A 24,449-nucleotide genomic window follows, 5' to 3' on the forward strand; every position below is an offset into this window, starting at 1 on the left:
CGATCAGGCCAGTTCCAGGCGCTGGCTGCGGGCGTACTGGCGCGCCAGGGCGAGCACGCAAACCAGCGAAAGGGTGGCGATCAGGGTGTAGAAAACTGCCATCGGCCACCATTGGCCAGTGAAGGTGTGGGCCAGCCAGGTACCGATCAGCGGGGTCAGGCCGCCCGCGATGGCGCCGCACACCTGGTAAGCCAGGGAAATCGCGGTGTAGCGCACACGGGTTTCGAACATGCCGCTGACATAGCCCGCGATCACCGCGTAGAACGACGCCATGCACGCTGCCGCCAGGGCGATGCCGAGCACGATCAGCGGGCCTTCGCCGGAGCTGACCAGCACGAACATCGGGTACGGCGAGGCCATCGCCAGCAACGCGACCAGGGCCAGGAAGCGGGTGGCGCCGAGCTTTTCAGAAAGCCAGGCGGCCAGCGGCTGCACGCAGAACTGGATGACCGCCACGAAGAACAGGCATTCGAGGATCAGCGAGCGCTCCAGGTGCAGTTGCTGGGTGGTGTAGCTGATCATGAAGGTGTTGGTGAAATAGACCCCGGCGATACCCAGGGTGTTGGCGCCGATGCACAGCAGCAATGGGCGCCAGGCGGTGCGCAGCACTTCCAGTACCGGCGCCTGTTCCTTGCGCTGGGCCTTGACCGCCTGCTCGCGGCTGGCAATGAACTCGGGCGACTCGTTGACCCCCAGGCGGATCGCCAGGCCCACCAGCAACAACAGGGCGCTGGCCAGGAACGGCACGCGCCAGCCCCAGCTCATCAGCTCTGCTTCTGGCAGGCGAGTGACAGCACCAAAGGCCAGCAGCGACAGGATCAGGCCAGCCGGGCTGCCCAGCTGGGCGAACGAGGCAAAGAAATTGCGCCGGCCCTTGGGCGCATGTTCGCCAGCCATCAGCACCGCACCGCCCCACTCGCCGCCCACGGCAATACCCTGGATCACCCGCAGGATGATCAACAGCACCGGTGCGGCAGTGCCGATCTGGGCGTAGGTCGGCAACAGGCCGATGCACACGGTGACGATGCCCATCATCAACAGGGTGATGACCAGCGACTTCTTGCGGCCGATGCGGTCGCCCACGTGGCCGAACACGATGCCGCCCAGGGGCCGGGCGAAGAAGCCCACGGCGAAGGTGCCGAACGCGGCCATGGTGCTGAACAGGCTGTCGTCGGAGGGGAAGAACAAGGCACCGAACACCAAGGCGGCGGCGGTGGCGTAAATGTAGAAGTCGTACCACTCGATCATGGTGCCGATGAACGCGGCGGCGGCGGCACGGCGCGGCTGGGGCGAAGCGGTGGGCTTCATGGGGGCTCCTTTGCTTGTTTTTCTGGCAGGAGTTGACGGGGTCACGGTGGCGCTCTGGAGGCGCTTGGCCTTGTGGCCGGTGTTGGATGCTTCGCGGGCAAGCCCGCTCCCACAGAAACTTCACAAGGCCTGCATGCGGTGCAGTACCTGTGGGAGCGGGCTTGCCCGCGAAGCATCCAACACCGAGGTCACAGGCTTCGATAACTGCGATTTATCGTACCGGGGCTATGATTAGTCAATTTTCTATTTATTATTCGCACTATTAGCCCTGCTTATCATCGAGCCTGCCATGTCCGACCGCCTGCTCAACGACCGCCTCGACTGGAACCTGCTGCGCACCTTCCGGGTGATCGGCCAGGAGTTGTCCATCAGCCGCGCCGCCGCGCGCCTGCACCTGACCCAACCGGCCGTGAGCCAGGCGCTCAAGCGCCTGGAGGAGCAGCTCGGCCGCCAGCTGATCGCCCGCCGCGGGCCGCGCTTCGTGCTCACCGACATGGGCGAGCAGCTGTTCCAGCTGGCCGGAGAGGTGTATGGGCAGATGTCACAGATCGGCGGCCTGCTGGAGCAGCCGGCGGATGAACTGGTAGGCAAGGTGCGCTTGCTGATGATCAGCCGCATCGTCAGCGAGCGGTTCGATGACCTGCTGGCGGACTTCCATCGCCAACACCCACGGGTGGACCTGGAAATCGACGTGATGCGCAGCTCAGATATCGTGGCCGCCTTGCAGGAAAAGACCGCCACGGCAGGCCTGAGCCTCAACCGCAGGCCCCAACCACGGCTAGAGCAGCGCCTGTACCTGCGCCAGCGCTATGCGTTTTTCTGCGGCAAGCACCATGCCCTGTTCGGACAGGCAGAGGGTGATCTGCAGCGGGAGAATTTCGTCAGCTTCACCAGCGACCAGATTGGCGGCATGCTGTCGCCGCTGACCATCTTCCGCGACCAGCAGGGATTTGCCGGGCGGATCGTGGCGTCATCGCCGAGCCTTGAAGAGGTACGCCGGCTGGTGATTGCCGGGTTCGGCATCGGCTGCCTGCCCGAGCATGTGGTGGCACCGGATGTGGCGGCGGGGCTGCTGTGGAAGCTGCCGCCTGAGGAAGGGATCGCCGATGTGGACATTCACCTGTTGTGGAACAGGGAACAGCGGTTGAGCCGGGCTGAGGAGGTGTTTATCGAGGCGCTGCAGCAGAGCCTTGTCTAACGCCTTTGCGCCGCACGATAGACCTCACCGCGCTCTCGCTTGCCCACTGATACCACCACTACAACGATGCGCTCTTCCTCGACGCGATAGACCAGGCGATACCCTGACGCCTTGCGCTTGATCTTGTAATGGTTCGGCATGTCGCTCAGCGCATCGGCTTGAACCTTGGGTGACTGCAAGTCGCCAAGTTTCTTCTTGATCCGCTCACGCACGGTGTGGCCGATCTTGCCCCACTCTTTCAGCGCGGTCGGCAGGAACTCGAGTTCATAGGTCGTCCAGAGATACCGGTACGCCCTTTTCACCCTGCCTCGACTTGGCTAGCTCGCTCAGTTCAAGATCTTCGAGGCGCTCCATCATGGCTGCGTTTGTTTCGGGCCAGTAACGCGTGATGCAGGCGCGCGCGACCGCCTTGTTTGTACGACGCGATATCGCGTCAAGCGCCAAGGTGTCCGCGCGCAAATCCCCCAGGAATAATTGGCCCGAAACAAGCGTAGGAGCGAGCGCAGCTCGCGATGCGCCGCGCGGGCGGCGCCCGATCTCATAGGCGCTGTAAGTGTAATGACGGGCACCTCTAAGCCTTGACGCACTCCTCTCCTTTGGCCCCCCCGTCAGACTCATCCGCCACCGATCCCGCCAAACTTGGATCCCATCTACTGAAGGAGTATGCTATCGCAATAGCCATATGCCATCACTCAGGTACGTTCCGTACCTGGCCTTCAAGGATGAAGCTCCCGTGCCCAGCCACCCGACCCGCCACACCATCGCCCGACAATGGCAGCTCCTGAAACTGCTGCCCGACCGCCACCCCGGGATGAGCTCCACACAGTTGCAGGCCGCACTCGCCAGCGCCGGCCACAAGACCAGCAAGCGCACCGTCGAGCGCGACCTCAATGAGTTGGCAACGCTGTTCCCGCTGCACTGCAACAGCAAAGGCATGCCCTATGGCTGGTACTGGCAGCCGGGCCTGAGCCTGGATGCGGCCCAGCAGTTGCAACCTGATGTACTCACCCCTTCACAGCAGATCGAACTGCACGCCTGGGTCGACGATAGCCTCGCCCGGCGCCTGGAACACCAGCCGCTGTCCGAAGACATGCGCCTGGCCCCCCACGACAATGGCGGGGCGATGCTCGCCGCTACGGTCGAAGACAGCCGTGCACTGATGGGCTGGCTGCTGTCCCAGGCTGGCTCGATCCGAGTCAAGGCGCCAGAAACGCTGCGCATGTCGATGGTCGAACAGCTGCGCCAGAGCCTGGCCCTGAACGACGACGGTTATTGACCGGCAGGCAGAATTCATTGTTCCCGCGGCGTAGTGCTGGACATGACGGCCCACTACGGCAAGGGCATCGACCTGGCGGCCGCCCAATGGCTGGCGGACCAGGGCATCGTCGCCTTTGGCGGGGATACTTGGGCTTCGGAGGTATACCTGAACCCGACCGGTGAAGAGTTCCCGGTCAACCCGTTCATGCTGGCCAAGCGCGGCATCTACAACCTGGAGCTGATCGACACCCGCGCGCTGGTGACGGACAAGGCCTTCGAGTTCCTGTTCGTGCTGGGGCAGCCGCTGTACAAGGGTTCGACCCAGGTCAACATCAACCCGGTGGCTATCCACTGACCGGTTGACGGCTAACGCCCGGCCAGCCTGGCCCGATAACTGCCTGGGCTCTGCCCGGTCCACTTCTTGAACGCCCGGTGAAAGGCACTGGGCTCCTGGAAGCCGGCCTGCTCGGCAATCTCGGCGATGCTCAGCGTGCCTTCGCGCAAGCGCTCGAAGGCCATTGCCCGGCGTACTTCATCCTTGATCTGCTGATACGAACGCCCTTCGCGCTCCAGCTGGCGGCGAAAGGTGCTGGCGCTGACCCCTTGCTGCCCGGCCATGGCCGCCAGGGTCGGCCATTGCCCATAGCGGCGTGCGCGCAAATGGCGATAGACCTCGGCAACCAGGCCATTCTGATTGCGAAAGCGGATCACCAGGCCCTGCGGCGCGCTGCGCAGGAAGGTCTTCAGGCCCGCCAGGTCCTGCACCACCGGCAAGCGCAACCAGGCACTGTCGAACTCGACCTCGGTGCGCCCGCTGCCCAGGCGCAGGTCCGGCCCCCACAGCAGCGGGTCGTCATCCTGGGCCGGGCGCGCCACCGCCAGTTCCGTGCGGTCGATGGCGATGCGCCGCCCTGCCAGCCAGCACAGCAGGCCGATCATCAGCACCAGGTAGGTTTCCTCGGCGTACACCCGGGTCAGCGGGTCGGCGATCGTCGACTGCACGCTGATTACCGCACGCCCACCACGCAGGGTGAGGCTGCCTCGCAGGTCGCGTAGAAACAGGGCGAAACTGCTCATGCACTGGCGCAGGGCCTTTTCCAGGTTCGGTTCCTGGATCAAGCCACGGCAGATCAGCGCAAAGCTGCCCAGCGGCATGCCATGGCTGTCGAGGCGAAAGAACTCGTCGTCCAGCAGTTCGATCAGCTCCAGCCACAAGCGGGCAAAGGCCTTGGCCGGCACCCGTGCCTGGGGCTGGCCGAGCACGGCCGGGTCGATGCCCACCCCACGCAGCCGTGCCTTGAGCACCTCGGGCTGCTCGCGCAAGGCATGCAGCATGGCATTAAGAAAGTACACCGCGACCGAATCGCTATCGCGCATGGCGGAATTCACTGTCTATGCTGAGTGGCAAAAAATGCCAGGTTGACTGAACAGATCCGGCATAGGCTGCAACAGAGCCTTTGCCTAGACTCGGACCCCATCCGGGATCGCCGGCCATTCTCGCAGAGCCTGGCCCGCTCCCGCCATGCCTATGCAATCGGAGCCTCTATGAGCAGCGCAGAAATCTACATCGTCAGTGCCGTCCGTACCGCCATCGGTGGTTTCGGTGGGGCCCTCAAGGACCTGCCCCTGGCCGACCTGGCCACCGCCGTGACCCGCGCTGCCATCGAGCGTTCGGGCGTGGCCGCCGAGCAGATCGGCCATGTGGTAATGGCCAACGTCATCCCTACCGAAGCACGCGACGCCTACCTGTCGCGAGTGGCGGCAATGAATGCCGGCATCCCCAAGGAAACCCCCGCCTTCAACGTCAACCGCCTGTGCGGTTCGGGCCTGCAGGCCATCGTCTCGGCCGCCCAGTGCCTGCTGCTGGGTGACGCCGATGTGGCCCTGGCCGCCGGTGCCGAATCCATGAGCCGTGGCCCGTACCTGCTGCCGCAGGCTCGCTGGGGTGCACGCATGGGGGACCTGCAGGGCATCGACTACACCGTTGGCGTCTTGCACGACCCGTTCGAACACTTCCACATGGGCATCACCGCGGAAAACGTCGCCGCCAAGCAGGGCATCAGCCGCGAGATGCAGGACGAACTGGCCCTGACCAGCCAGCGCCGCGCCGCCCGCGCCCAGGCCGAAGGCCGCTTCGACAGCCAGATCGTGCCGCTGGAGCTGAAAACCCGTAAAGGCACCGTGCAGTTCGCCGTCGACGAACATGTGCGCGCCGATGTGACGGCCGAGCAACTGGCCGGCATGAAGACCGTGTTCAAGAAGGACGGCACCGTCACCGCCGGCAACGCCAGCGGCATCAACGATGGCGCCGCCGGCCTGGTACTGGCCACCGGTGACGCCGTGCGCCGCCTGGGCCTGAAGCCGCTGGCGCGCCTGGTGGCCTACGCCCACGCCGGCGTCGAGCCAGAACTGATGGGCCTGGGCCCGATCCCGGCAACCCGCAAGGTGCTGGAAAAGGCCGGCCTGAGTGTCAGCGACCTGGACGTGATCGAGTCCAACGAAGCTTTCGCCGCCCAGGCCTGCGCCGTGGCCCGCGAGCTCGGCTTCGACCCGGAGAAGGTCAACCCGAACGGCTCGGGTATCTCCCTCGGCCACCCGGTCGGTGCCACCGGGGCGATCATCGCCACCAAGGCCATCCACGAACTGCAGCGCATCCAGGGCCGCTACGCACTGGCAACCATGTGCATCGGCGGCGGCCAGGGCATCGCCGTGGTCTTCGAGCGCGTCTGAGGGGCTGAACCATGACGATTGAACAGATTGCCGTGATCGGCGCCGGCACCATGGGCAACGGTATCGCCCAGGTGTGCGCGGTGGCCGGCTACCAGGTACTGCTGGTGGACGTTTCCGACGCCGCGCTGGAGCGTGGCATGGCCACCTTGAGCAAGAACCTGGAGCGCCAAGTGAGCAAGGGTACGCTCGACGCCGAGCGCGCCGAGGCTGCGAAAGCCCGCATCCGCACCAGCACCGACTATGCCCAGCTGAGCAGTGCGCAGCTGGTGATCGAGGCGGCCACCGAGAACCTGCAGCTCAAGCAGCGCATCCTTCAGCAGGTGGCGGCCAACGTGGCGGCCGACTGCCTGATCGCCACCAACACCTCATCGCTGTCGGTGACCCAGCTGGCCGCCAGCATCGAGCACCCACAGCGCTTCATCGGTGTGCACTTCTTCAACCCGGTGCCGATGATGGCCCTGGTCGAGATCATCCGCGGCCTGCAGACCAGCGACAGCACCTATGCCCAGGCGCTGGTGGTAACCGAGAAGCTGGGCAAGACGCCGATCACCGCCGGCAACCGCCCGGGCTTCGTGGTCAACCGCATCCTGGTGCCGATGATCAACGAAGCCATCTTCGTGCGCCAGGAAGGCCTGGCCAGTGCCGAGGACATCGACACCGGCATGCGCCTGGGCTGCAACCAGCCGATCGGCCCGCTGGCCCTGGCCGACCTGATCGGCCTGGATACCCTGCTGGCGATCATGGAGGCCTTCCACGAAGGTTTCAACGACAGCAAGTACCGCCCTGCCCCGCTGCTCAAGGAAATGGTCGCGGCCGGATGGCTGGGCCGCAAGAGCGGCCGCGGCTTCTTCACCTACTGAGGAGCGCACGCCATGCCCCCGGTCAATGCCGCCATGCGCTGTGCCAACTTCGAAGAGCGACGCGACCGGGCCATGGCACTGTTCGCCGAAAAGGGCTTTGGCCAGGTCAGCATGCGCGAGCTGGCAGCCCACGTCGGCCTGACTGCCGGCTCGCTGTATCACCATTTTCCCAGCAAGCAGGATCTGCTGTTCGACCTGATCGAGGAGTTGTACGAGGAGCTGCAGGCGACCCTCGAACAGGGACGCCGCGCCATGGCCCGAGGGGCTTCGGCAATGGCTTGCCTGATTGCTGCGCACTGGCAGTTGCATGCCGAGCGGCCCCTGCAGTTTCGTTTGGCCGAACGCGACTTGTGCTGCCTGAGCGAGGAACAGCAGGCGCGCCTGGGGGTGTTGCGCAAGCGCTACGAAGCCGGGTTGCTGCGCCTGATTGCGCCACGGGCGACGTTGCAGGGCGAAGCTTTGGCGGCGACGGCGCATGTCGTGGCGACCTTGCTCAACCAGTTGCCGGGGATGCTCAAGGGATTACCTGAGCAACAAGGGCTCGGGTTGATGGAGAGCCTGTTGGCTGGCGGGATCGAGCGGACCCTGCGCTAGCCTGCACCGGCCTCTTCGCGGGCAAGCCCGCTCCCACAGGTACTGCACCGCGATTGAAAGCGGTGAAAAACCTGTGGGAGCGGGCTTGCCCGCGAAAAGGCCGGGGCAGGCTAACGCAGCAGGGCCTGGATCTGCTCGTGCAGGGTGTCGAGGTCGAACGGCTTGGCCAGAATCGGCGCCTTGCGGGCGATCGGGCTGCCCGACTCGAGGATCTCCGCCGGGTAACCGCTGATGAAGATCACCTTGAGGTCCGGCCGCAGCTTCACCGCAGGTTCGGCGATCTCCACCCCGGAAATGCCACCCGGCAAGCGGAAGTCGGTCACCATCAGGTCCAGGTGCGGCTTGCTCGCCAGAATGGCAAACGCCTGCTCACCGTCTTCGGCCACCAGCACGTGGTAGCCCTCACCCGCCAGGTAATCGCGCAGGATCATCCGAATCGCTGGTTCATCCTCGACTACCAGTACCACATCTTGTGCATCTTCACTCATGACAACGCCTTGAAATTCATACAGTTGGCCATCTGACCCCAGGCTTATGCGGAGGTTGCCCGCAGCTGGTCGTTTTGTTCGGTTGCACCCGCCAGCGGCAACAGCAAGCTGAACGTGGCACCTTTGCCCTCCTCGCTTTGCACCTGAATGCGTCCGCCATGGGCGTGGACGATCTGCTCGGAAATATACAACCCCAGCCCCAACCCAGCGCTGGCCTGCTGGGTGGCCACGCGCTCGAACTGCTGGAAGATCCGTTGCTGGTGCACGGCGCTGATGCCGATCCCATGGTCCTGCACCTGCACCCAGGCCATGCCGTCCTGCTCGAACACCCGCACCTGCACCGGCTGACGTTCGCCATAGCGCAAGGCATTGGACAACAGATTGGCCAGCACTTGCTCAATGCGAAACTCGTCCCACTCGCCCTGCAACGGTTCGCAACGCTGCAACTCGATGTGCGTCTCCAACGCCGTGGCCTGGGCCGCGAAGTTTTCCACCAGGCCGCGAACCAGCTGGCTCAGGTCGAACGGCCTGGGCCGCAGCGACAATTTGCCGGTGCGAATGCGCGACACGTCGAGCATGTCCTCGATCAGGCGGATCAAGCTATTGATCTGCCGCTCGTCACGCTCGACCATGGCCTGCAGCTTGTCGGGGCTGAAGGCGTCGAGGTTGCCGCGCGCCAGGTGCATCTTGCGCAACTGGGCTTCCAGGATCAGGCCGTTGAGCGGCGTGCGCACCTCGTGGGCAACGATCGACATGAAGTCGTCGCGCATGCGCACCGCATGCTCCAGCTCGCCACGCGCCACCTGCAACTGGGCCAGCAGCTGCTCCTGTTCCTGGCGGCTGCACTCGAGCGCCTGCAACTGCCGGTCGAGCACCTTGCGCTGGCGGTACAGGTCGACGAACACCGACACCTTGCTCTTCACCGCCAGGGTGTCGAGCGGCTTGTGCAGAAAGTCCACGGCGCCGCTCTCGTAGCCCTTGAAGGCGTAGTTCATTTCACGCCCGGCCGCGGTGACGAAGACAATCGGGATGTTGCGGGTCTTTTCCGTGCCGCGCATCAGCTCGGCCAGCTCGAAGCCGTTCATGCCCGGCATCTGCACGTCGAGAATGGCCAGGGCGAACTCGTGCTCGAGCAACAGCGACAGGGCCGCTTCCGCCGATTGCGCCTGATGCACCTCGCGGTCCTCGCCCTGGATCAGGGCGGCCAGGGCCAGCAGGTTTTCCGGCAGGTCGTCGACGATCAGCAGTTTGGCAGTGGTGTGGCTTAGCATGCGCTGGGTTCCAGGGTCGCGAGCAACTGCCCGATACCGCTCAGAGAAAGAATAAGGTCGGGCGCGTGCAGGGCCAGGGCGGCCTCCGGCATCAGCGCCACCTGTGCGTCGCGGGGATCCTGGACCACGGTCCGGCCGCCGCTGTTCTTGATGTAGGCAAGCCCTTGGGCGCCATCTTCGTTGGCACCGGTGAGCAGCACGCCGAGCAGCCCGGGGCCAAAGGCATCGGCCGCCGAGGTGAAGAGAAAATCGATGGCCGGGCGCGAGAAGTGCACCGGTTCCTCCTGGCTCAGCGACAGGCTGAAGTCGGCTTCCACCGAAAGGTGATAGCCCGGCCCGGCCACGTAGATCTGCCCTGGGGCAATGGCTTCCTTGTCACAGGCCTGGCGTACCGGCCGCTGCAAGCGCCGTTGCAGCACCTCGGCCAGCTGGCTGTGGCGGTCGTCCGGCAGGTGCAGCACGCACAGCACGGGAATGGCAAAACTGGCAGGCAACGCCCCCAGCACCGTGAACAATGCCGTGACGCCGCCCGCCGAGGCGCCGATGACCACCGCGTCCACGCCGTTCATGATTTGCGGTAGATCCGTTCGGGCTTGACCAACGGCTCGAAACGGTCACTGTAGGCCGAGAAGTCCACCGACTCCTTGCTGCCCAGCACCAGGAAGCCGCGGTGGCACAAGGACTCGTGGAACAGACCGAGGGCGCGGTCCTGCAGGGCCTTGTTGAAGTAGATCAGCACGTTGCGGCAGGACACCAACTGGGTTTCGGAAAACACACTGTCGGTGGCCAGGCTGTGGTCGGCGAAGGTCACATTCTCGCGCAGGCTGCTGTCCATGATGGCGTTGCCGTAGGCCGCGGTGTAGTACTCGGTAAAGTCGCGGCGGCCACCGGCCAGGCGGTAGTTTTCTGCATACTCGCGCATGCTCTGCATCGAGTAGATGCCCTGCTTGGCGCGGTCCAGTGAATGCGGGTTGATATCGGTGGCATAGATGATGGTGCGATCGAGCAGGCCCTCTTCGCGCAGCAGGATGGCCATCGAGTACACCTCTTCACCCGTGCTGCAGCCGGCAATCCACACCTTGATCGAAGGCCAGGTGCGCAGCAGCGGCACCACTTCCTGGCGCAGCGCCAGGAAATGGCTGGGGTCGCGGAACATCTCGCTGACGGGGATCGTCAGGTACTGCAGCAGCTGCATGAACATGCCCGGGTCATGCAGCACCCGTTCCTGCAGTGCCGACACCGTGAGGCAGTCGAACTGGCGCAGAGCATGCAGGACCCGGCGCTTGATCGAAGCGCCGGAATAATTGCGAAAATCGTAGCTGTACTTGAGGTAGATCGCCTCGATCAGCAGCCGGATCTCAATGTCGGTGTTGCGCTCGCTAGTCAAATTCGCTCCAGTTGCGGCAGCCACACGCGGATCAACGAGAACAGGCGGTCCAGGTCGATCGGTTTGGCCAGGTAATCATTGGCGCCGGCCTGCAGGCAACGCTGCTGGTCGTCCTTCATCGCCTTGGCGGTAACGGCGATGATCGGCAGCTTGCGCCAACGCGGCTGCTGACGGATCAGGCGGGTGGCCTCGAAGCCGTCCATCTCCGGCATCATCACGTCCATCAGCACCAGGTCGATGTCATCGTGCTGCTCCAGGCGCTCGATGGCTTCGCGCCCGTTGCGGCCGATCTCGACGATGGCGCCCTTGTGCTCCAGGGCACTGGTCAGGGCAAAGATGTTACGCACATCGTCGTCCACCAGCAGCACCTTGCGGCCCTCGAAGACCTTGTCGCGGCTGCGCGCGGTCTTGAGCATGCGTTGGCGTTCATGGGACAACTGCGATTCGACTTTGTGCAGGAACAGCGTCACTTCGTCGAGCAGGCGCTCTGGCGAGCGCGCGCCCTTGATGATGATCGAGCGCGAATACTTGAGCAGGTCGGCCTCTTCTTCACGGGTGAGGTTGCGCCCGGTGTAGACGATCACCGGCGGGAACGCGCGGATATCCTCGGCGGTCATGCGCTTGAGCAGCTCGTTGCCGAGCATGTCGGGCAGCTTGAGGTCGATGATCATGCAGTCGTAGATATTCTCGCGCAGCAGCGCCAGGGCGTCCTGGGCCATGGCCACGGCGGTGATCTCGATATCGTCGTCGCCGATCAGGCGGGCGATGCTCTCGCGCTGCAGGTCGTCGTCTTCAACCAGCAGGATGTGCTTGAGCTTCTGGGTCAGCTTGGCTTCCAGGCGGGCGAACACTTCCTTGAGCTCTTCGCGGCTGGTCGGTTTGACTGCATAGCCCACCGCGCCCATGTGCATGGCCGCCTCTACACGGTCTTCCACCGAGATGATGTGCACCGGTATGTGCCGGGTGGTGGCCTGCTCCTTGAGGCGCTGCAGCACGGTCAGCCCGGAATGATCCGGCAGGCGCATGTCCAGCAGGATGGCGTCGGGAACGTACTGTTCGGCCAGCTCGAAACCCTCATCGGCGCTTTGCGCCACCAGGCAGCTGTAACCCAGTTCGTGCGCCAAGTCGAAGAGAATGCGGGCGAAATTGGGCTCGTCTTCCACCACCAGGATGCAGCGATTGCCAAACGGTGCGCGCTCGCGATCATCGCTGAAGGCCGGGGCCGGGCGCTTGGACACTGCAGGCGCGGCAATCGGCGGCGCCGGCGGCAAGCTATCGACGGCTGGCCGCAAGCTCTGTGCCTCGATCTCCTCACCCTGCGATTCATAACGTTCCGGCATGAGCAGGTTGAACACACTGCCCTGCCCGAGGCTGCTGTCGACGCTGATCTGCCCGCCAAGTAGATGCGCCAGGTCGCGCGAGATCGACAGGCCCAGGCCGGTGCCACCGTAGCGACGGTTGCTGGTGCCGTCGACCTGATGGAAGGCGCCGAAGATCGCCTGTTGCTGGTCGGCGGCAATGCCGATGCCGCTGTCACGCACCGAGAAGATGATGCCATTGCCGGCCTGATAGCCGATGTTCAGGCTGACCTGACCACGCTCGGTGAACTTGATGGCGTTGGACAACAGGTTCTTGAGAATCTGCTCCAGGCGCTGGCGGTCGGTGAACAGGGTGGCCGGCACTTGCGCTTCGACCGTGACCTCAAAGCCCAGGCCCTTGTGCTCGGCAAGTGGCTGGAACATGCCGCGCAGGCCTTCGACCAGGCGCTCGAGCTGGGTGTTCTCGGGGCGCACTTCGAGCTTGCCGGCCTCGACCTTGGCGATGTCGAGGATATCGTTGATCAGGTTCAGCAGGTCGTTGCCGGCGGAATAGATGGACTCGGCGAACTTGACCTGCTCGGCGCTGAGGTTGCCCTCGCCGTTCTCGGCCAGCAGCTTGGCCAGGATCAGTGAGCTGTTGAGCGGCGTGCGCAGCTCGTGGGACATGTTGGCGAGGAATTCGGACTTGTACTTGCTCGAACGTTGCAGGTCTTCGGCACGTGCCTGGAGTTCTTCCTGGGCCTGGCTGAGTTCGTCGTTCTTGCGGTTCAGGGCATCGGTACGTTCGGACAGCTGCTCGTTGGTCTGTTCAAGCTCCGCCTGCTGGGTTTCCAGGTGGGCCTGGGACTCCTTGAGCACGCGCGATTGCTCTTCGAGCTCTTCGTTGGCGGTCTTGAGCTCTTCCTGTTGGACCTGCAGTTCTTCGTTGAGCTGTTGGGTTTCGGCGAGCACTTCTTGCAGGCGCTGGCGGTAACGTGCGCTTTCGATGGAGATGCCCAGGTTTTCACCGACCCGCTCCATGAACTCGTCATCACGCGCCTGCAGCGGGCGCAGAAAACCGAGTTCGATCACACCGTTGATTTGCCCGTCGTTACGCGCAGGCATCAGCAAGGCGCCACGCGGCAGGCCGTCGCCAAGGCCCGAGCTGAGCCGGTAGTAGTCCTGCGGCAGGTCGTCCAGGCGCAGCAGGCGCCCGTCGCGCACGGCTTGCGCCAACAGGCCGTGGTGATCGCCCAGCACCTGCTGGCGGGCCTGCTCTTCGCTGCTCAGGCCATAGCTGGCCACCCGCACCAGGCGGCCATGTTCGTCGCGTACGTAGAGCGCACCGACCACACTGCCCAGGTAGCTGGCGAAGAAGCGCAGGATGTTGTCGCCAAGCATCGGCAGGGTCAGCTGGCCCAACACCTGCTCGGCCAGCTGGGTCTGGCCATTGCGCAGCCAGGCCTGGTGCTCCAGGCGCTCGGCGGCGCGCTGCTGAGCCTGCAGGTTCTCGCTGTAGCTGCCCGACAGGGCCAGCAGATCACGGCGGCCAAGGTAGGCGAGCAATGCGCTGAGGCCGATGATCAACAGCACAAAGATCGAAATGGCGGTCACGGTGACCGTGCTGACCTTCTCGGTACGCGCCATGCGCAGCTGCTGCTCGGTGCCGATCAGGCCGTCGAACTCCTTGCGAATCTCGTCGGTGATGCGCTTGCCGCGGCCATTGCCGACCGAAGCACGGTAGTCGCCACCGCTGCGGCGCTGGCTGATCATCTCGCCGCCGAACGCGTTCCAGGCGTTCTGCAAGGCAATCAGCCGGTCGATACGGTCGACTTGCTGGGGGTTGTCCTCGACCATGCTGCGCAGGCTCTGCAAGCTGCCAAGGATACGCGGCTTGGCCACCTCGTAGGGGTCGAGGAAGCGCTCGTCACCGGTGATCAGAAAACCGCGCATGCCGGTTTCCATGTCGATCGACAACTTGACCGCTTCGTTGGCATTGCCGATCACCCGATCAGTGTGCTCGACCCACTGCATGGCCGATAGCAGGTAGTTGATCACCGCGACGAAAGCCACGGCGCCGAGCAGGCCCACTGCCAGGGGCAAGCCGATATTTCGGCTCAACAGCTTGCGGAAGCTTTGCTGGTCCATCGAGGCTGCTTGAATCATCTGATAACGCCCGCGCAAAAAAAGTCCATTGAAAAAGAGTGGCGGCTGAAGCCTGTCAGTGCCTGCCGCTGCGCTCACCGGTCAATCAGCGAGTTTAACCCGCTTGAGCGGGTTCGGCAGGGCATTTAGCCAGTATTTGAAGGCCGCGTGTGAGAATCGTTCCATCGAAGTGCCACAGTCGGTATCCTCGGGAACTTCTGTCACTGCCTGGCGCACAGAGTAGAGACATGCCTTTTACAACAGGAAACCCACCATGCACCTTCTGGTAGTCGAAGACGACGACATCGTACGTATGCTGATGGTCGAAGTGCTCGACGAGTTGGGCTACACCACCATTGAAGCGGAAGATGCCACCGCGGCGTTGAAGGTGATCGAAGATGCCAGCCAGCCACTGGCCCTGCTGATGACCGACGTGGGCCTGCCGGACATGCGCGGCGAAGAACTGGCGGCCAAGGCGCGTGCGGCGCGGCCGTTACTGCCGGTGCTGTTTGCCAGCGGTTACGCCGACAGTTTCGATGTACCCGAGGGCATGCATCTGATCGGCAAACCCTTCAGCATCGACCAGTTGCGCGACAAGGTAGTGGAAATTCTGGGTACACCTTGAGACCGGTGGCGCCTGCTTCGCGGCTAAAGCCGCTCCCACAGGGATTGCGCATGCCTTGAGGTAAGCACTGAACCTGTGGGAGCGGGTTCACCCGCGAAGAGGCCGGCACAAGCAGCACAAGACAGTTGCTCCCGCAGTGATATCCCTGCGGGAGATCACCCAGCCCTTTGGGCTGCGCTGTCGCGCGGAGCACAAAGCCTCAGCAAGCGCCGCTTTACTCTGTGGGAGCGGCTTTAGCCGCGAACAGGCCGGAAAAGGCAACCCGGCTTATAGCTCCCGCCGCAGGAGGTACGTATCCATGATCCACCCCATGCGCACCCGCTCCCGCTCGCGCACCTCAAGGATCCGGGCCTTCACGGCCTGCAGTGGCCCGGCGATCAGTATTTCATCGTCGGTACCCAGGTAAGCACCCCAGTAGATCACCAGCGCCGGATCCTCCAGCGTGGCAAACGCGCATTGCCCGTCGAGCATCACCACTACGTTGTCCACCCGCCCCTGCTCGGCAAGGCGCCGCCCCGGCAGTAAGGTCAGCGGCTCGCCAATGCGATTGAGGGGAATCTGGTGCCTCGCCGCCAGGGCCTGCACGCTGCTGATGCCGGGGATTACCTGCAGGCGCAGCGCCACGCCACGTTCACGGACCAGGTCGAGAATGCGCAAGGTGCTGTCGTAGAGCCCCGGCTCACCCCATAGCAAAAAGGCGCCGAGATCATCGGCGGCCATCTCTTCGTTGATCAACCGGGCATACAGCGCGGCACGCTGGCGGTGCCATTCGTGCACCGCGCCTGTGTAGTCGTGCGCCTCGCAATTGCGCTGCGGGTCCGCAACCTGCACCAGGCGGTAGCCACCCTCGGGCCGGTAGCGCTCGAGGATGGCTTTGCGCAAGCGCACCAGTTCATCCTTGCCGGCGCCCTTGTCGAGCACGAAGAACACGCTGGCGCGACGCACTGCCTCGACCGCCTCGACGGTGATCTGGCGGGGGTCGCCCGGGCCAATGCCGATCAACAGCAAGTCTTTCATGGCACCGCCCGGCCTGTGATTCAGAGGATAGAGAAGTTATAGCTGACGATGACCCGGGTCTCGTCCATGTCCCGCGCCCACCGCTCGTAGTTGCTGCGGTAGGTGGAGTTACGCAGGCGCACGCTGACATCCTTGAAGGTGCCGCTCTGCACCTGGTACTTGAGCTCAGTGTCGCGTTCCCACTCCTTGCCTTGTGCATTGCTGCCCGGGACCTTGATGTGGTCACCGTTGATGTAACGGGTGAAGAAGCTCAGGCCGGGCACGCCGAGTGCCTTGAAGTCGTAGTCGTAACGCAGCTGCCAGGAGCGCTCCTGGGCGGCGGCGAAGTCGTTGACCTGGGCGTAGTTGACCAGGTACGGGTTGCTGCCATCGAGGTACGGCATGGCACTCTCGCCGTACATGCGCTGCCAGCCGGCGCTGATCTTGTGCCCGCCCAGGCTGTAGCCGAGCATGCCGCTGAAGGCACGGTGATCGATCTCGCCGGCGCGAGCGTTGCCGATGTCATCGCTCTTGATCAGCCGCAGGTCTGCCGACAGGCTGCCAACGGCGAGCGGCTGGCTGGCGACCAGGCCGAGGAAGTGCTGACGGTAGATGTTTTCCAGCTTGGCGACCTGATACTGAGCGCTGAGCCGATCATTGAAACGGTAGTCCAGGCCAGCCAGGTCAAAGTGGTCGGCTTCGATATCGCAGGCATAGCGCTTGTTCTTGCAATGCACGCGAATATCCTGACGATCGGTGGAATCACGCGCGGTGTACTTGTTCAGGCGGGCCAGGGTGAACTTCAGGTCGCGCACTTCTTCGGAGGTCAGCATCGCGCCATGGAACATGGTCGGCAGCAGGCGACCATCGTTGTATTTCAACAGCGCTAGGTCCGGCATCATCGAGCCGAACTTCAGCACCGTGTTGGAAACCTTGACCTTGGCCGCCAGGCCCATCTTCGCGTATTGGTCGGCGGAGTGCCGTGGGTCGTGGCCGGAAGAGGGCAGCAAACCACTATTACTGTCGGCCGGGCTGGAGTCGAGCTTGATCCCTAACATGCCCAGTGCGTCCACGCCAAAGCCGACCGGGCCCTGGGTATAACCCGACTGCACATTGAGAATGAAGCCTTGCGCCCACTCTTCACGTTTTGACGCGCCCTGGCTGGAACTGCTGTGGCCGTCACGGAAATCCCGGTTGAAATAGACCGTGCGTGCTTCGACCTTGGCACTAGTGTCTTCAAGAAAACCGGCGGCCTGGGCATGCGTGCCGGCACACACAATGAACAGGCCGGCAACACGGCGCCCGGGGGCGAGAGGAAGAGGGGAAAACATGCGAGGGAACATCCACAAGAAAGGCGAAAAAACAAATCGTGACGCACCTGCGTCACGCGAATGCGTCGCGGCCGAACATCAGCCGACCATCATCTGAAATGATCACCCAACCGCTCTGTTCCGGGCCATTGGACCATGGTCTAGAATGCCGGACAGTCGGCTCGAAAAAGCGCCTGAATTACCGCTCGGAAAACTTGGAAAGTTCCCGCCCTACTTATAAAAAGTTTGCGGTTTACCGAACTCCTGCAAGTGTCTACACTCGATGTCAGCGAACAGTTTCACCCACCCGCGTGGCTGGCGTTTAGTTTTCGTCAATGTTCGTCACGCCCTGCCACGAAAGACGTACAGGAGTGATTACAGTGTCCAGACTTGCAGAGTTTCGTGCTGCCGAAAAAGCGCTCCAGGAACAGATGGCGCAACTGGAGGCGCTGAAAAAGGATGCCGGCCTCAAACGCGAAATCGAATTCGAGCAGAAACTAGTCGGCCTGATGAAAAGCTATGACAAAAGTCTGCGCGATATCATCGCCATCCTCGACCCCAAGGCGGTTGCCCGTGGCGCTGTCAGTGCACCGAAACAGCAGCGCCGCCCGCGCGTGGTCAAAGTCTACGAAAACCCGCACACCGGCGAGTTGATCGAGACCAAGGGCGGCAACCACCGCGGCCTCAAGGCGTGGAAAGAACAGTACGGGGCCGCTACCGTGGAAAGCTGGGTTCGCTGATGAAACGTCAACACCCACTTCACACTTTTTTCACAACGGCTGCAGCAGTATCGAGACAGCTAAAGGACTAGCGACCCCATCACGCGCCCGCACATGCGGGCCTCTAATTCCAGCGCCCTGCTCCCCCGAGCAGGGCGCTTTCATTTGCGCAAACGCTTCACTGCCGTATCATGGTCCCCTGTCTGTTTCGCCGGCACCTGGTTGCCGGCCCCGTCTCTGGAGTACCCATGAGCCTGCACGATCTGCAAACCCTGCCTGGTGTCACCGCACAGCCAGACACCGCCACCGCCCAGTTCGTCTTCAACCACACCATGCTGCGGGTCAAGGACATCGAGAAGTCGCTGGACTTCTACACCCGCGTGCTGGGCTTCCGCCTGGTCGACAAGCGTGACTTCCCTGAAGCTGCCTTCAGCCTGTACTTCCTGGCCCTGGTCGACCCGGCGCAGATCCCTGCCGACGACGCCGAGCGCCACCAGTGGATGAAGTCGATTCCGGGCGTGCTGGAGCTGACCCACAACTACGGCACCGAAAACGACCCGGATTTCGCCTATCACAACGGCAACACCGACCCACGCGGCTTTGGCCACATCTGCATTTCGGTGCCGGACGTGCGTGAGGCCTGCGCCCGTTTCGAGGCACTCGACGTGCCGTTCCAGAAGCGCCTGCAGGATGGCCGCATGAACCACCTGGCCTTCGTCAAGGACCCGGACGGCTACTGGGTTGAAGTGATCCAGCCAACCGAGCTGAAGGGCTGAGCGCCATCCGCTCGCGCTCGTCGGGCCGGGAACTCCTGGCCCCTTGCTGTGGTATATGAAGGTAACCGCTTCACATGCCACAGCGAGGTAAAGGACGATGCAATCTCTTCACTGTGAATACCGCAACCACACCATCACCGCCAGCGTGATGCCTCACCCCGACTCCCCCCTGCCCTACGCCGCCGGCTGCCTGATCACCGATCCACAGGGGCACACCAGCAAGCGGATGTCCATGCCGATGAAGTTCTTCTCGGACCTTGAGAACGCTCAGCATGTGTCGTTGGCCCATGGCCGGGCATTGGTGGATGAGCAATTGGACAAGGGGCACAAAGCCTTCTGAAGACCTGCGCGGGAGCTGCAGGAGCGGCCTTGTGTCGCGAGAGGGCTGCAAAGCAGCCCAAAGATGTCAGCCTTGATGCATAAATCGCTGGGGCTGCTTTGCAGCCCTCTCGCGACACAAGGCCGCGCCTACAGGAAATCGGCGTGCATCAAATATCGCGCGCAAAGGCTACTGCCGCTTCAACCTGTTCGCGGCTGGGCCGTACCCCGGTGTACAGAACGAACTGCTCCAACGCCTGCAAGGCGATCACCTCCAGCCCGGTAATCACCGGTTTGCCCAGCGCCTCGGCGCGCTGGATCAACGGTGTGCGCGCCGGCATCGCCACCACGTCGAACACCCTCTCGGCTGCCGCGATTGCGTTTTCGCTGAAGGCCAGTACCTCAGCCTCCGGCCCACCCGCCATGCCGATCGGTGTCACGTTCACCAGCATCGGCGGGCACAGGTCGCCCAGCTCAGCCACCCAGCGATAGCCGCAGACATCCGCCAACTGCCGCCCGGCCTGCTCGTTGCGGGCGACGATGATGCCTTCGCGGAACCCGGCATCGCGCAGGGCACTGGCCACAGCCTTGGCCATGCCGCCACTGCCGCGCAGGGCGAACGCGGTTGCAGGGTCGACCTGGTGCGCCTCAAGCAGTTGCCGCACGGCCAGGTAATCGGTGTTGTAGGCCTTCAGATGGCCGGCGCTGTTGACCAGGGTATTGACCGACTCGATCGCCGCCGCCGACGGGTCGATTTCATCGACCAGCGCCATGCAGGCCTCCTTGTAAGGCATCGACACGCCGCAGCCGCGAATGCCCAGCGCGCGGATGCCTGCGACTGCTGCCGGCAGGTCATCGGTGCTCATGGCTTTGTAGTAATAGTCCAGGCCGAGCTGCTGGTAGAGGTGGTTATGAAAACGCACGCCAAAGGTGCCAGGCCGCCCGGCCAGGGAAATGCACAGCACGGTGTCTCTGCTGGGAGTTGTCGCCATAACCTGCTCCTTTTTCATAACTGAAACGTTCGTGCAGCGTACCAGACACAACCACTGGTCGTCCCTTACACAACCTTTACCATTTCCCAGTGCTCGGCTTACAGAGACCGGAGTCATAGTAACAAGGCCCCGAGCGCGGGGTTACCTTGCGAGGAAGTCTCATGAACCGTCATCTCCCCGGAATCGCCCTGCTGGTCGGTGCCCTGGCCATCAGCGGGCAAGCCTCTGCCCATGGTGGCGGCGGACATGGCTGGTATGGCCCAGGCCCACTGCTCGGCGCCGCCGTGGTCGGGGCCGTGGTCGGGGCGACGGTGTATGGCGGCCACGACCGCACGGTCTACGTGGAACGCCAGCCTGCCTACTATGGGCCACCGCCCGTGTATGTGCAGGCCCCGCCGCCGCCGGTGTACTACCAGCCGTACTACGTGCCAGCACCGCCGCCGCCGGCGTACCGCCCCTATTATGGCCCGCCACCGGTGTACTACGGCCCGCCGCGCTGGTGACCGTTGATAAAACTGATGAGCACTATTGAGCGTGTTGATTTCAAACCGCGTCGGCTGCTGCGTAAGGTAGGGCCATGTTTCACAGGAGGTCCCCATGGCCACTATTCAGATCATGTCCGTCGTCGGCACTGCTGTCCCCGCCACCCTGCGCGAACAAGGCCTGTTGGCCTGCTGGTACCTGGTAAGCAATGGCGAAGCCCTCAGCGGCCCGCTGGCGACCCGTGCCTCGGCCCAGGCCCTGGCTGAACAGCTTCAGGCCGATTGCCTGATCGCTTGACCGAATTTGTTGTGCGTTGCTCCCTACGCCTCTTCTGACCCGCCGTGTGGCGGGTCTTTTTTTGCCTGGACGAACCGACGAACGGAGGCAGGAAAACCGATACAGCATGAAGCTTTTTTCATTTCTGTCAGCCGACTCAACGAGCAATCGACAGCCGTTCAGCCATACTCCAGAATGCATCGGTTTTTTGGGGGAAAACCCTTGCACAGCCAACGACATACCAACTTTTAGTGAGCCTCAACGTGAAAACATCCCTGTCCATCCTCAGCCTGCTGCTGTTGCTCACAGGTACCGCGACCCTTCCGTCGACCGCTGCTGCACAACCCCCGGCCCAGGTCCAACGCGACCCGTCCAAGCTGCACCTGGCGTCTGGCAGCGCCCTGCTGATCGACCTGAATACCAACCAGGAACTGTATTCGAGCCGCGCCGACCGCGTGGTGCCCATTGCCTCGGTGACCAAACTGATGACGGCGATGGTGGTGCTGGATGCCAAGCTGCCCATGGATGAGATGCTCACCATGACCATCGCCAACAACCCGGACATGAAAGGCGTGTATTCGCGCGTACGCCTGGGCAGCGAGCTGAACCGTCGGGAAACCCTGCTGATCACCCTGATGTCGTCGGAAAACCGCGCGGCCACCACCTTGGCCAACCATTACCCAGGCGGCTACCCGGCCTTCATCAAGGCGATGAACGCCAAGGCCCGCAGCCTGGGCATGGCGCACACCCGCTATGTCGAGCCGACCGGCTTGTCGACGCAGAACGTATCCACCGCCCACGATCTCGCCAAGTTGCTGATGGCATCGCGCAAGTACCCGATGCTGAGCGAGCTGTCGACCACCCGTGAAAAGACCGTGGCCTTCCGCAAGCCGAACTACAGCCTGGGCTTCCGCAACACCGATCACCTGGTGAACAAGAGCAACTGGGACATCACGCTGACCAAGACCGGTTTCACCAACGAGGCCGGCCACTGCCTGGTGCTGCTGACCAAGATGGACAACCGCCCAGTGGCGATGGTGATCCTCGACGCCTTTGGCAAGTACACCCACTTCGCCGACGCCACCCGCCTGCGCCAGTGGCTGGAGACCGGCGCAGCCAAGCCGGCTCCGGCGGTGGCCATGCAGTACAAGTCGGACAAGCACAACAAGGGGCGCCTGGCGTCGGAGTAACCTGACGCCAACACATGACGTGTGGGAGCCACGCTTGCCGGCGATGGGCCGCGAAGCGGCCCCACGATTTCAAGGTTGTTGCATCAACCGCCGGGGCCGCTCCGCGGCCCATCGCCGGCAAGCGCGGCTCCCACAAATACAGCGCACACTTGGCAGTCGGTGACAGTCGGCCGGTTCGGATCAGGCCTGGGTATCGACCATCCCGCCTGCACTGCTGCCGCCTGACTTCTGCAGCGCTTCCAACAATTGCGCAGTAGCCGTCATGATCTCGCCACTGATCGTAGCGATGCTGGCCTGCTTGGCTGTGACTGCCGCCAGCTTGGTGGTTTCGTCGGTTTTCTGCGCCATCAGGATGGCCAGCTGTTTCTGCTCGTCGGCCAGCTGCTTCTGCAGTTTCTTGATCATCTCGCGCAATTGCTTGATGTGTGACGGCTCATCACTGCCACTGCTGCCTTGCGCGCCCTCGGCGCCTTTGGCCTGGCCATCGCCCCGCAGCTTCGAGGTATCAACCTGCAGTGTCGAGCTGCCCGATTCCGTCTTTTCCGTGTCGCTGGCCTGCGTAGCGCTGGCCGCCTGGGCCGAAGTGTTGCTGATGCTGACTGCCGCGATACCTACCATGTCATTCTCCCTGCCTTGCAATGGGTCCTTGCGTTGACCTGCGTATCGGCCGACAGATGCAGACCTTTAGGCGCGACTGGCCGCAGGCACGCGGCCGGGCAGTAAATTCCCCTTCCACTGGCTCGTTCCACCCAATGTACAAGCGCAGGCGCCGGAGCCACGGCATGCGCCCACATTCGCCCCATTATGGAATCGCAGCCATGAGCCAGTCTGCACCCCCGGAAACTATCAAGGACCTGATCGGCGTGGGCTTCGGCCCGTCCAACCTGGCCCTGGCCATCGCCCTGGAAGAACTTGCCCAAAGCCAGGGCCATGCCCTGGATGCGCTGTTCATCGACAAGCAGAAGGAATACCGCTGGCACGGCGAGACCCTGGCCACCCAGAGCGAACTGCAGATCTCGTTCCTCAAGGACCTGGTCTCGCTGCGCAACCCGACCAGCCCGTACAGTTTCGTCAACTACCTGCACCAGAAGCAGCGCCTGGCCGACTTCATCAACCTCGGCACCTTCTACCCCTGCCGCCTGGAGTACAACGACTACCTGCGCTGGGCCGCCGAGCATTTCGCCAGCCAGGCCGTGTATGGCGAAGAAGTGCTGCGCATCGAGCCTGAACTGAAGGCTGGGCGCGTCGAGCACCTGCGCCTGGTCTCGCGCGATGCGCAAGGCCGGGAATTCAGCCGGCGCACACGCTCGGTGGTGGTCGGCAGCGGCGGCACACCGAAGATTCCGGAAAAGTTCGGCGCGTTCAAGGACGACCCACGGGTCTTCCACCACTCGCAGTACCTGAGCAGCCTGAACAAACTGCCGTGCACGGCCGGCAAGCCGATGCGCATCGCGGTGATCGGCTCGGGCCAGAGCGCCGCCGAGGCCTTCATCGACCTCAACGACAGCTACCCGTCGGTCAAGGTCGACATGGTGCTGCGCGGCTCCGCCCTCAAGCCGGCCGATGACAGCCCGTTCGTCAACGAGATCTTCTCGCCAGACTACACCGACCTGGTCTACAACGAGCCGGCCGACCAGCGCGCCAAGTTGCTCGGTGAGTACCACAACACCAACTATTCGGTGGTCGACCTCGACCTGATCGAGCGCATCTACGGCATTCTCTACCGGCAGAAGGTCGCCCACCAGTTCCGCCACAACGTGCTGTGCCGGCGGCAGGTGGAAGCGGTGGTCGCCACCCGCGACGGCATCGAACTGACCCTGCGCGACCTGGCCACCGGCCAACAGCAGACTCACCGCTACGACGCGGTGATTCTCGCCACAGGCTACGAACGCCGCTCGCACCGCGACCTGCTCGCACCGCTGGCGGACTATGTGGAAGACTTCAGCGTCGACCGCAACTACCGGGTCCTGGCCAGCCCGGACATGCAGGCATCGGTGTACCTGCAAGGGTTCTGTGAAAACAGCCACGGCCTCAGTGACACCTTGCTGTCGGTACTGCCCTCCCGTGCCGCAGAAATCGGCCAGGCGCTGTACCACGACCTGGCTCGCCAGCAAGGCAAGGCACAACCCACCGTGGCCCTGACCAGCGCCTGATTCTCGAAGCAATCAGAGCGACAGGGTGCCAAGTGCGCCCTGTCGGCATTTTTGCACCGCTGAAACATTTGCTTG

General features: G+C 63.4%; 25 protein-coding genes and 1 pseudogene. 14 read left to right on the top strand and 12 right to left on the bottom strand.

Features of this window, described 5'->3' with window-relative positions; genetic code table 11:
- Positions 1 to 3: 3 nt before the first annotated feature.
- Positions 4 to 1,308, bottom strand: coding sequence for an MFS transporter (locus tag OCX61_RS16545; protein ID WP_261940480.1), 1,305 nt, complete (start codon positions 1,306 to 1,308; stop codon positions 4 to 6).
- A gap of 289 nt (positions 1,309 to 1,597) precedes the next feature.
- Between OCX61_RS16545 and OCX61_RS16550 the strand changes: the two genes are divergently transcribed.
- The gene (locus OCX61_RS16550; protein WP_261940481.1) at positions 1,598 to 2,506 is read left to right on the top strand and encodes a LysR family transcriptional regulator; all 909 of its coding nucleotides are present in this window, start codon (positions 1,598 to 1,600) and stop codon (positions 2,504 to 2,506) included.
- On the opposite strand, the gene OCX61_RS16555 is transcribed toward OCX61_RS16550, so the two are convergent.
- On the bottom strand, positions 2,503 to 2,808 hold the full coding sequence (locus OCX61_RS16555) for a type II toxin-antitoxin system RelE family toxin (protein ID WP_261940482.1): 306 nt from the start codon (positions 2,806 to 2,808) through the stop codon (positions 2,503 to 2,505). The two genes, OCX61_RS16550 and OCX61_RS16555, sit on opposite strands and share 4 nt — an antisense overlap.
- Positions 2,809 to 3,239: 431 nt before the next feature.
- Here OCX61_RS16555 and OCX61_RS16565 point away from each other — a divergent pair, with 431 nt between their 5' ends.
- Together OCX61_RS16565 and OCX61_RS16570 are read left to right on the top strand one after the other, a co-directional pair.
- The gene (locus tag OCX61_RS16565) at positions 3,240 to 3,782 is read left to right on the top strand and encodes a WYL domain-containing transcriptional regulator (RefSeq protein ID WP_261940483.1); all 543 of its coding nucleotides are present in this window, start codon (positions 3,240 to 3,242) and stop codon (positions 3,780 to 3,782) included.
- A 63-nt stretch (positions 3,783 to 3,845) separates the two neighbouring features.
- Positions 3,846 to 4,118: pseudogene (locus OCX61_RS16570) on the top strand (cyclase family protein); the annotation flags it as partial.
- An 11-nt stretch (positions 4,119 to 4,129) separates the two neighbouring features.
- On the opposite strand, the gene OCX61_RS16575 reads toward OCX61_RS16570, so the two are convergent.
- The gene (locus tag OCX61_RS16575) at positions 4,130 to 5,140 is read right to left on the bottom strand and encodes an AraC family transcriptional regulator (protein WP_261940484.1); all 1,011 of its coding nucleotides are present in this window, start codon (positions 5,138 to 5,140) and stop codon (positions 4,130 to 4,132) included.
- A 168-nt stretch (positions 5,141 to 5,308) separates the two neighbouring features.
- Between OCX61_RS16575 and OCX61_RS16580 the strand changes: the two genes are divergently transcribed.
- Genes OCX61_RS16580 through OCX61_RS16590 form a run of 3 tightly spaced genes read left to right on the top strand, consistent with a single transcriptional unit; the run spans position 5,309 to position 7,947 of the window.
- Entirely contained in the window at positions 5,309 to 6,493 is a 1,185-nt protein-coding gene (locus OCX61_RS16580; protein ID WP_261940485.1) for an acetyl-CoA C-acyltransferase family protein, read from the top strand.
- An 11-nt stretch (positions 6,494 to 6,504) separates the two neighbouring features.
- A complete protein-coding gene (locus OCX61_RS16585) occupies positions 6,505 to 7,353 on the top strand; it encodes a 3-hydroxybutyryl-CoA dehydrogenase (RefSeq protein WP_261940486.1) in 849 nt (282 codons plus the stop codon).
- A 12-nt stretch (positions 7,354 to 7,365) separates the two neighbouring features.
- Positions 7,366 to 7,947 (top strand): TetR/AcrR family transcriptional regulator, encoded by a 582-nt coding sequence (locus OCX61_RS16590; protein ID WP_261940487.1) that lies wholly within the window; start codon positions 7,366 to 7,368, stop codon positions 7,945 to 7,947.
- Between the two features lie 110 nt (positions 7,948 to 8,057).
- On the opposite strand, the gene OCX61_RS16595 is transcribed toward OCX61_RS16590, so the two are convergent.
- Genes OCX61_RS16595 through OCX61_RS16615 form a run of 5 tightly spaced genes read right to left on the bottom strand, consistent with a single transcriptional unit; the run spans position 8,058 to position 14,557 of the window.
- Positions 8,058 to 8,435, bottom strand: coding sequence for a response regulator (locus OCX61_RS16595; RefSeq protein WP_023629509.1), 378 nt, complete (start codon positions 8,433 to 8,435; stop codon positions 8,058 to 8,060).
- A 44-nt stretch (positions 8,436 to 8,479) separates the two neighbouring features.
- Entirely contained in the window at positions 8,480 to 9,706 is a 1,227-nt protein-coding gene (locus tag OCX61_RS16600; protein WP_261940488.1) for a hybrid sensor histidine kinase/response regulator, read from the bottom strand.
- Positions 9,700 to 10,275: a chemotaxis protein CheB gene (locus tag OCX61_RS16605; protein ID WP_261940489.1), complete on the bottom strand. Its 576-nt coding sequence runs from the start codon at positions 10,273 to 10,275 to the stop codon at positions 9,700 to 9,702. The genes OCX61_RS16600 and OCX61_RS16605 overlap by 7 nt, the downstream gene beginning before the upstream one ends.
- Positions 10,272 to 11,093 (bottom strand): CheR family methyltransferase, encoded by an 822-nt coding sequence (locus tag OCX61_RS16610; protein ID WP_261940490.1) that lies wholly within the window; start codon positions 11,091 to 11,093, stop codon positions 10,272 to 10,274. The genes OCX61_RS16605 and OCX61_RS16610 overlap by 4 nt, the downstream gene beginning before the upstream one ends.
- Positions 11,090 to 14,557 (bottom strand): response regulator, encoded by a 3,468-nt coding sequence (locus OCX61_RS16615; protein WP_261940491.1) that lies wholly within the window; start codon positions 14,555 to 14,557, stop codon positions 11,090 to 11,092. The genes OCX61_RS16610 and OCX61_RS16615 overlap by 4 nt, the downstream gene beginning before the upstream one ends.
- Before the next feature lie 253 nt (positions 14,558 to 14,810).
- Between OCX61_RS16615 and OCX61_RS16620 the strand changes: the two genes are divergently transcribed.
- On the top strand, positions 14,811 to 15,161 hold the full coding sequence (locus OCX61_RS16620) for a response regulator (protein ID WP_261940492.1): 351 nt from the start codon (positions 14,811 to 14,813) through the stop codon (positions 15,159 to 15,161).
- A gap of 267 nt (positions 15,162 to 15,428) precedes the next feature.
- Here OCX61_RS16620 and cobF read toward each other — a convergent pair whose 3' ends face one another.
- A complete protein-coding gene (cobF, locus tag OCX61_RS16625) occupies positions 15,429 to 16,178 on the bottom strand; it encodes a precorrin-6A synthase (deacetylating) (RefSeq protein WP_261940493.1) in 750 nt (249 codons plus the stop codon).
- Positions 16,179 to 16,198: 20 nt separating this feature from the next.
- Entirely contained in the window at positions 16,199 to 17,488 is a 1,290-nt protein-coding gene (locus OCX61_RS16630; protein ID WP_261940494.1) for an OprD family porin, read from the bottom strand.
- 359 nt (positions 17,489 to 17,847) lie between these two features.
- On the opposite strand from OCX61_RS16630, the gene OCX61_RS16635 reads away from it, so the two are divergent.
- The 3 genes from OCX61_RS16635 (at position 17,848) to OCX61_RS16645 (ending at position 19,302) form a co-directional block, all read left to right on the top strand.
- Complete coding sequence (locus tag OCX61_RS16635; protein ID WP_261940495.1) at positions 17,848 to 18,207, top strand: histone-like nucleoid-structuring protein, MvaT/MvaU family; 360 nt, start codon at positions 17,848 to 17,850, stop codon at positions 18,205 to 18,207.
- Between the two features lie 227 nt (positions 18,208 to 18,434).
- Positions 18,435 to 18,962 carry a lactoylglutathione lyase gene (gene gloA / locus OCX61_RS16640; protein ID WP_261940496.1) on the top strand — a complete coding sequence of 176 codons (528 nt, stop codon included), beginning with the start codon at positions 18,435 to 18,437 and terminating at the stop codon, positions 18,960 to 18,962.
- Between the two features lie 97 nt (positions 18,963 to 19,059).
- Entirely contained in the window at positions 19,060 to 19,302 is a 243-nt protein-coding gene (locus OCX61_RS16645) for a hypothetical protein (RefSeq protein WP_261940497.1), read from the top strand.
- A 148-nt stretch (positions 19,303 to 19,450) separates the two neighbouring features.
- On the opposite strand, the gene OCX61_RS16650 is transcribed toward OCX61_RS16645, so the two are convergent.
- Positions 19,451 to 20,272 (bottom strand): shikimate 5-dehydrogenase, encoded by an 822-nt coding sequence (locus OCX61_RS16650; RefSeq protein WP_261940498.1) that lies wholly within the window; start codon positions 20,270 to 20,272, stop codon positions 19,451 to 19,453.
- A gap of 161 nt (positions 20,273 to 20,433) precedes the next feature.
- Here OCX61_RS16650 and OCX61_RS16655 point away from each other — a divergent pair, with 161 nt between their 5' ends.
- From OCX61_RS16655 to pbpG, 3 genes are all read left to right on the top strand, one after another.
- A complete protein-coding gene (locus OCX61_RS16655) occupies positions 20,434 to 20,775 on the top strand; it encodes a hypothetical protein (protein ID WP_261940499.1) in 342 nt (113 codons plus the stop codon).
- Positions 20,776 to 20,869: 94 nt separating this feature from the next.
- The gene (locus tag OCX61_RS16660) at positions 20,870 to 21,052 is read left to right on the top strand and encodes a hypothetical protein (protein WP_261940500.1); all 183 of its coding nucleotides are present in this window, start codon (positions 20,870 to 20,872) and stop codon (positions 21,050 to 21,052) included.
- A 242-nt stretch (positions 21,053 to 21,294) separates the two neighbouring features.
- Positions 21,295 to 22,221, top strand: coding sequence for a D-alanyl-D-alanine endopeptidase (gene pbpG / locus OCX61_RS16665; RefSeq protein ID WP_261940501.1), 927 nt, complete (start codon positions 21,295 to 21,297; stop codon positions 22,219 to 22,221).
- Between the two features lie 180 nt (positions 22,222 to 22,401).
- Here pbpG and OCX61_RS16670 read toward each other — a convergent pair whose 3' ends face one another.
- Positions 22,402 to 22,839: a hypothetical protein gene (locus OCX61_RS16670; protein WP_261940502.1), complete on the bottom strand. Its 438-nt coding sequence runs from the start codon at positions 22,837 to 22,839 to the stop codon at positions 22,402 to 22,404.
- 200 nt (positions 22,840 to 23,039) lie between these two features.
- On the opposite strand from OCX61_RS16670, the gene OCX61_RS16675 reads away from it, so the two are divergent.
- Positions 23,040 to 24,374 (top strand): lysine N(6)-hydroxylase/L-ornithine N(5)-oxygenase family protein, encoded by a 1,335-nt coding sequence (locus OCX61_RS16675; RefSeq protein WP_261940503.1) that lies wholly within the window; start codon positions 23,040 to 23,042, stop codon positions 24,372 to 24,374.
- Positions 24,375 to 24,449 lie beyond the last annotated feature (75 nt).

Source organism: Pseudomonas sp. LRP2-20, assembly GCF_024349685.1.
Lineage (GTDB): Bacteria > Pseudomonadota > Gammaproteobacteria > Pseudomonadales > Pseudomonadaceae > Aquipseudomonas.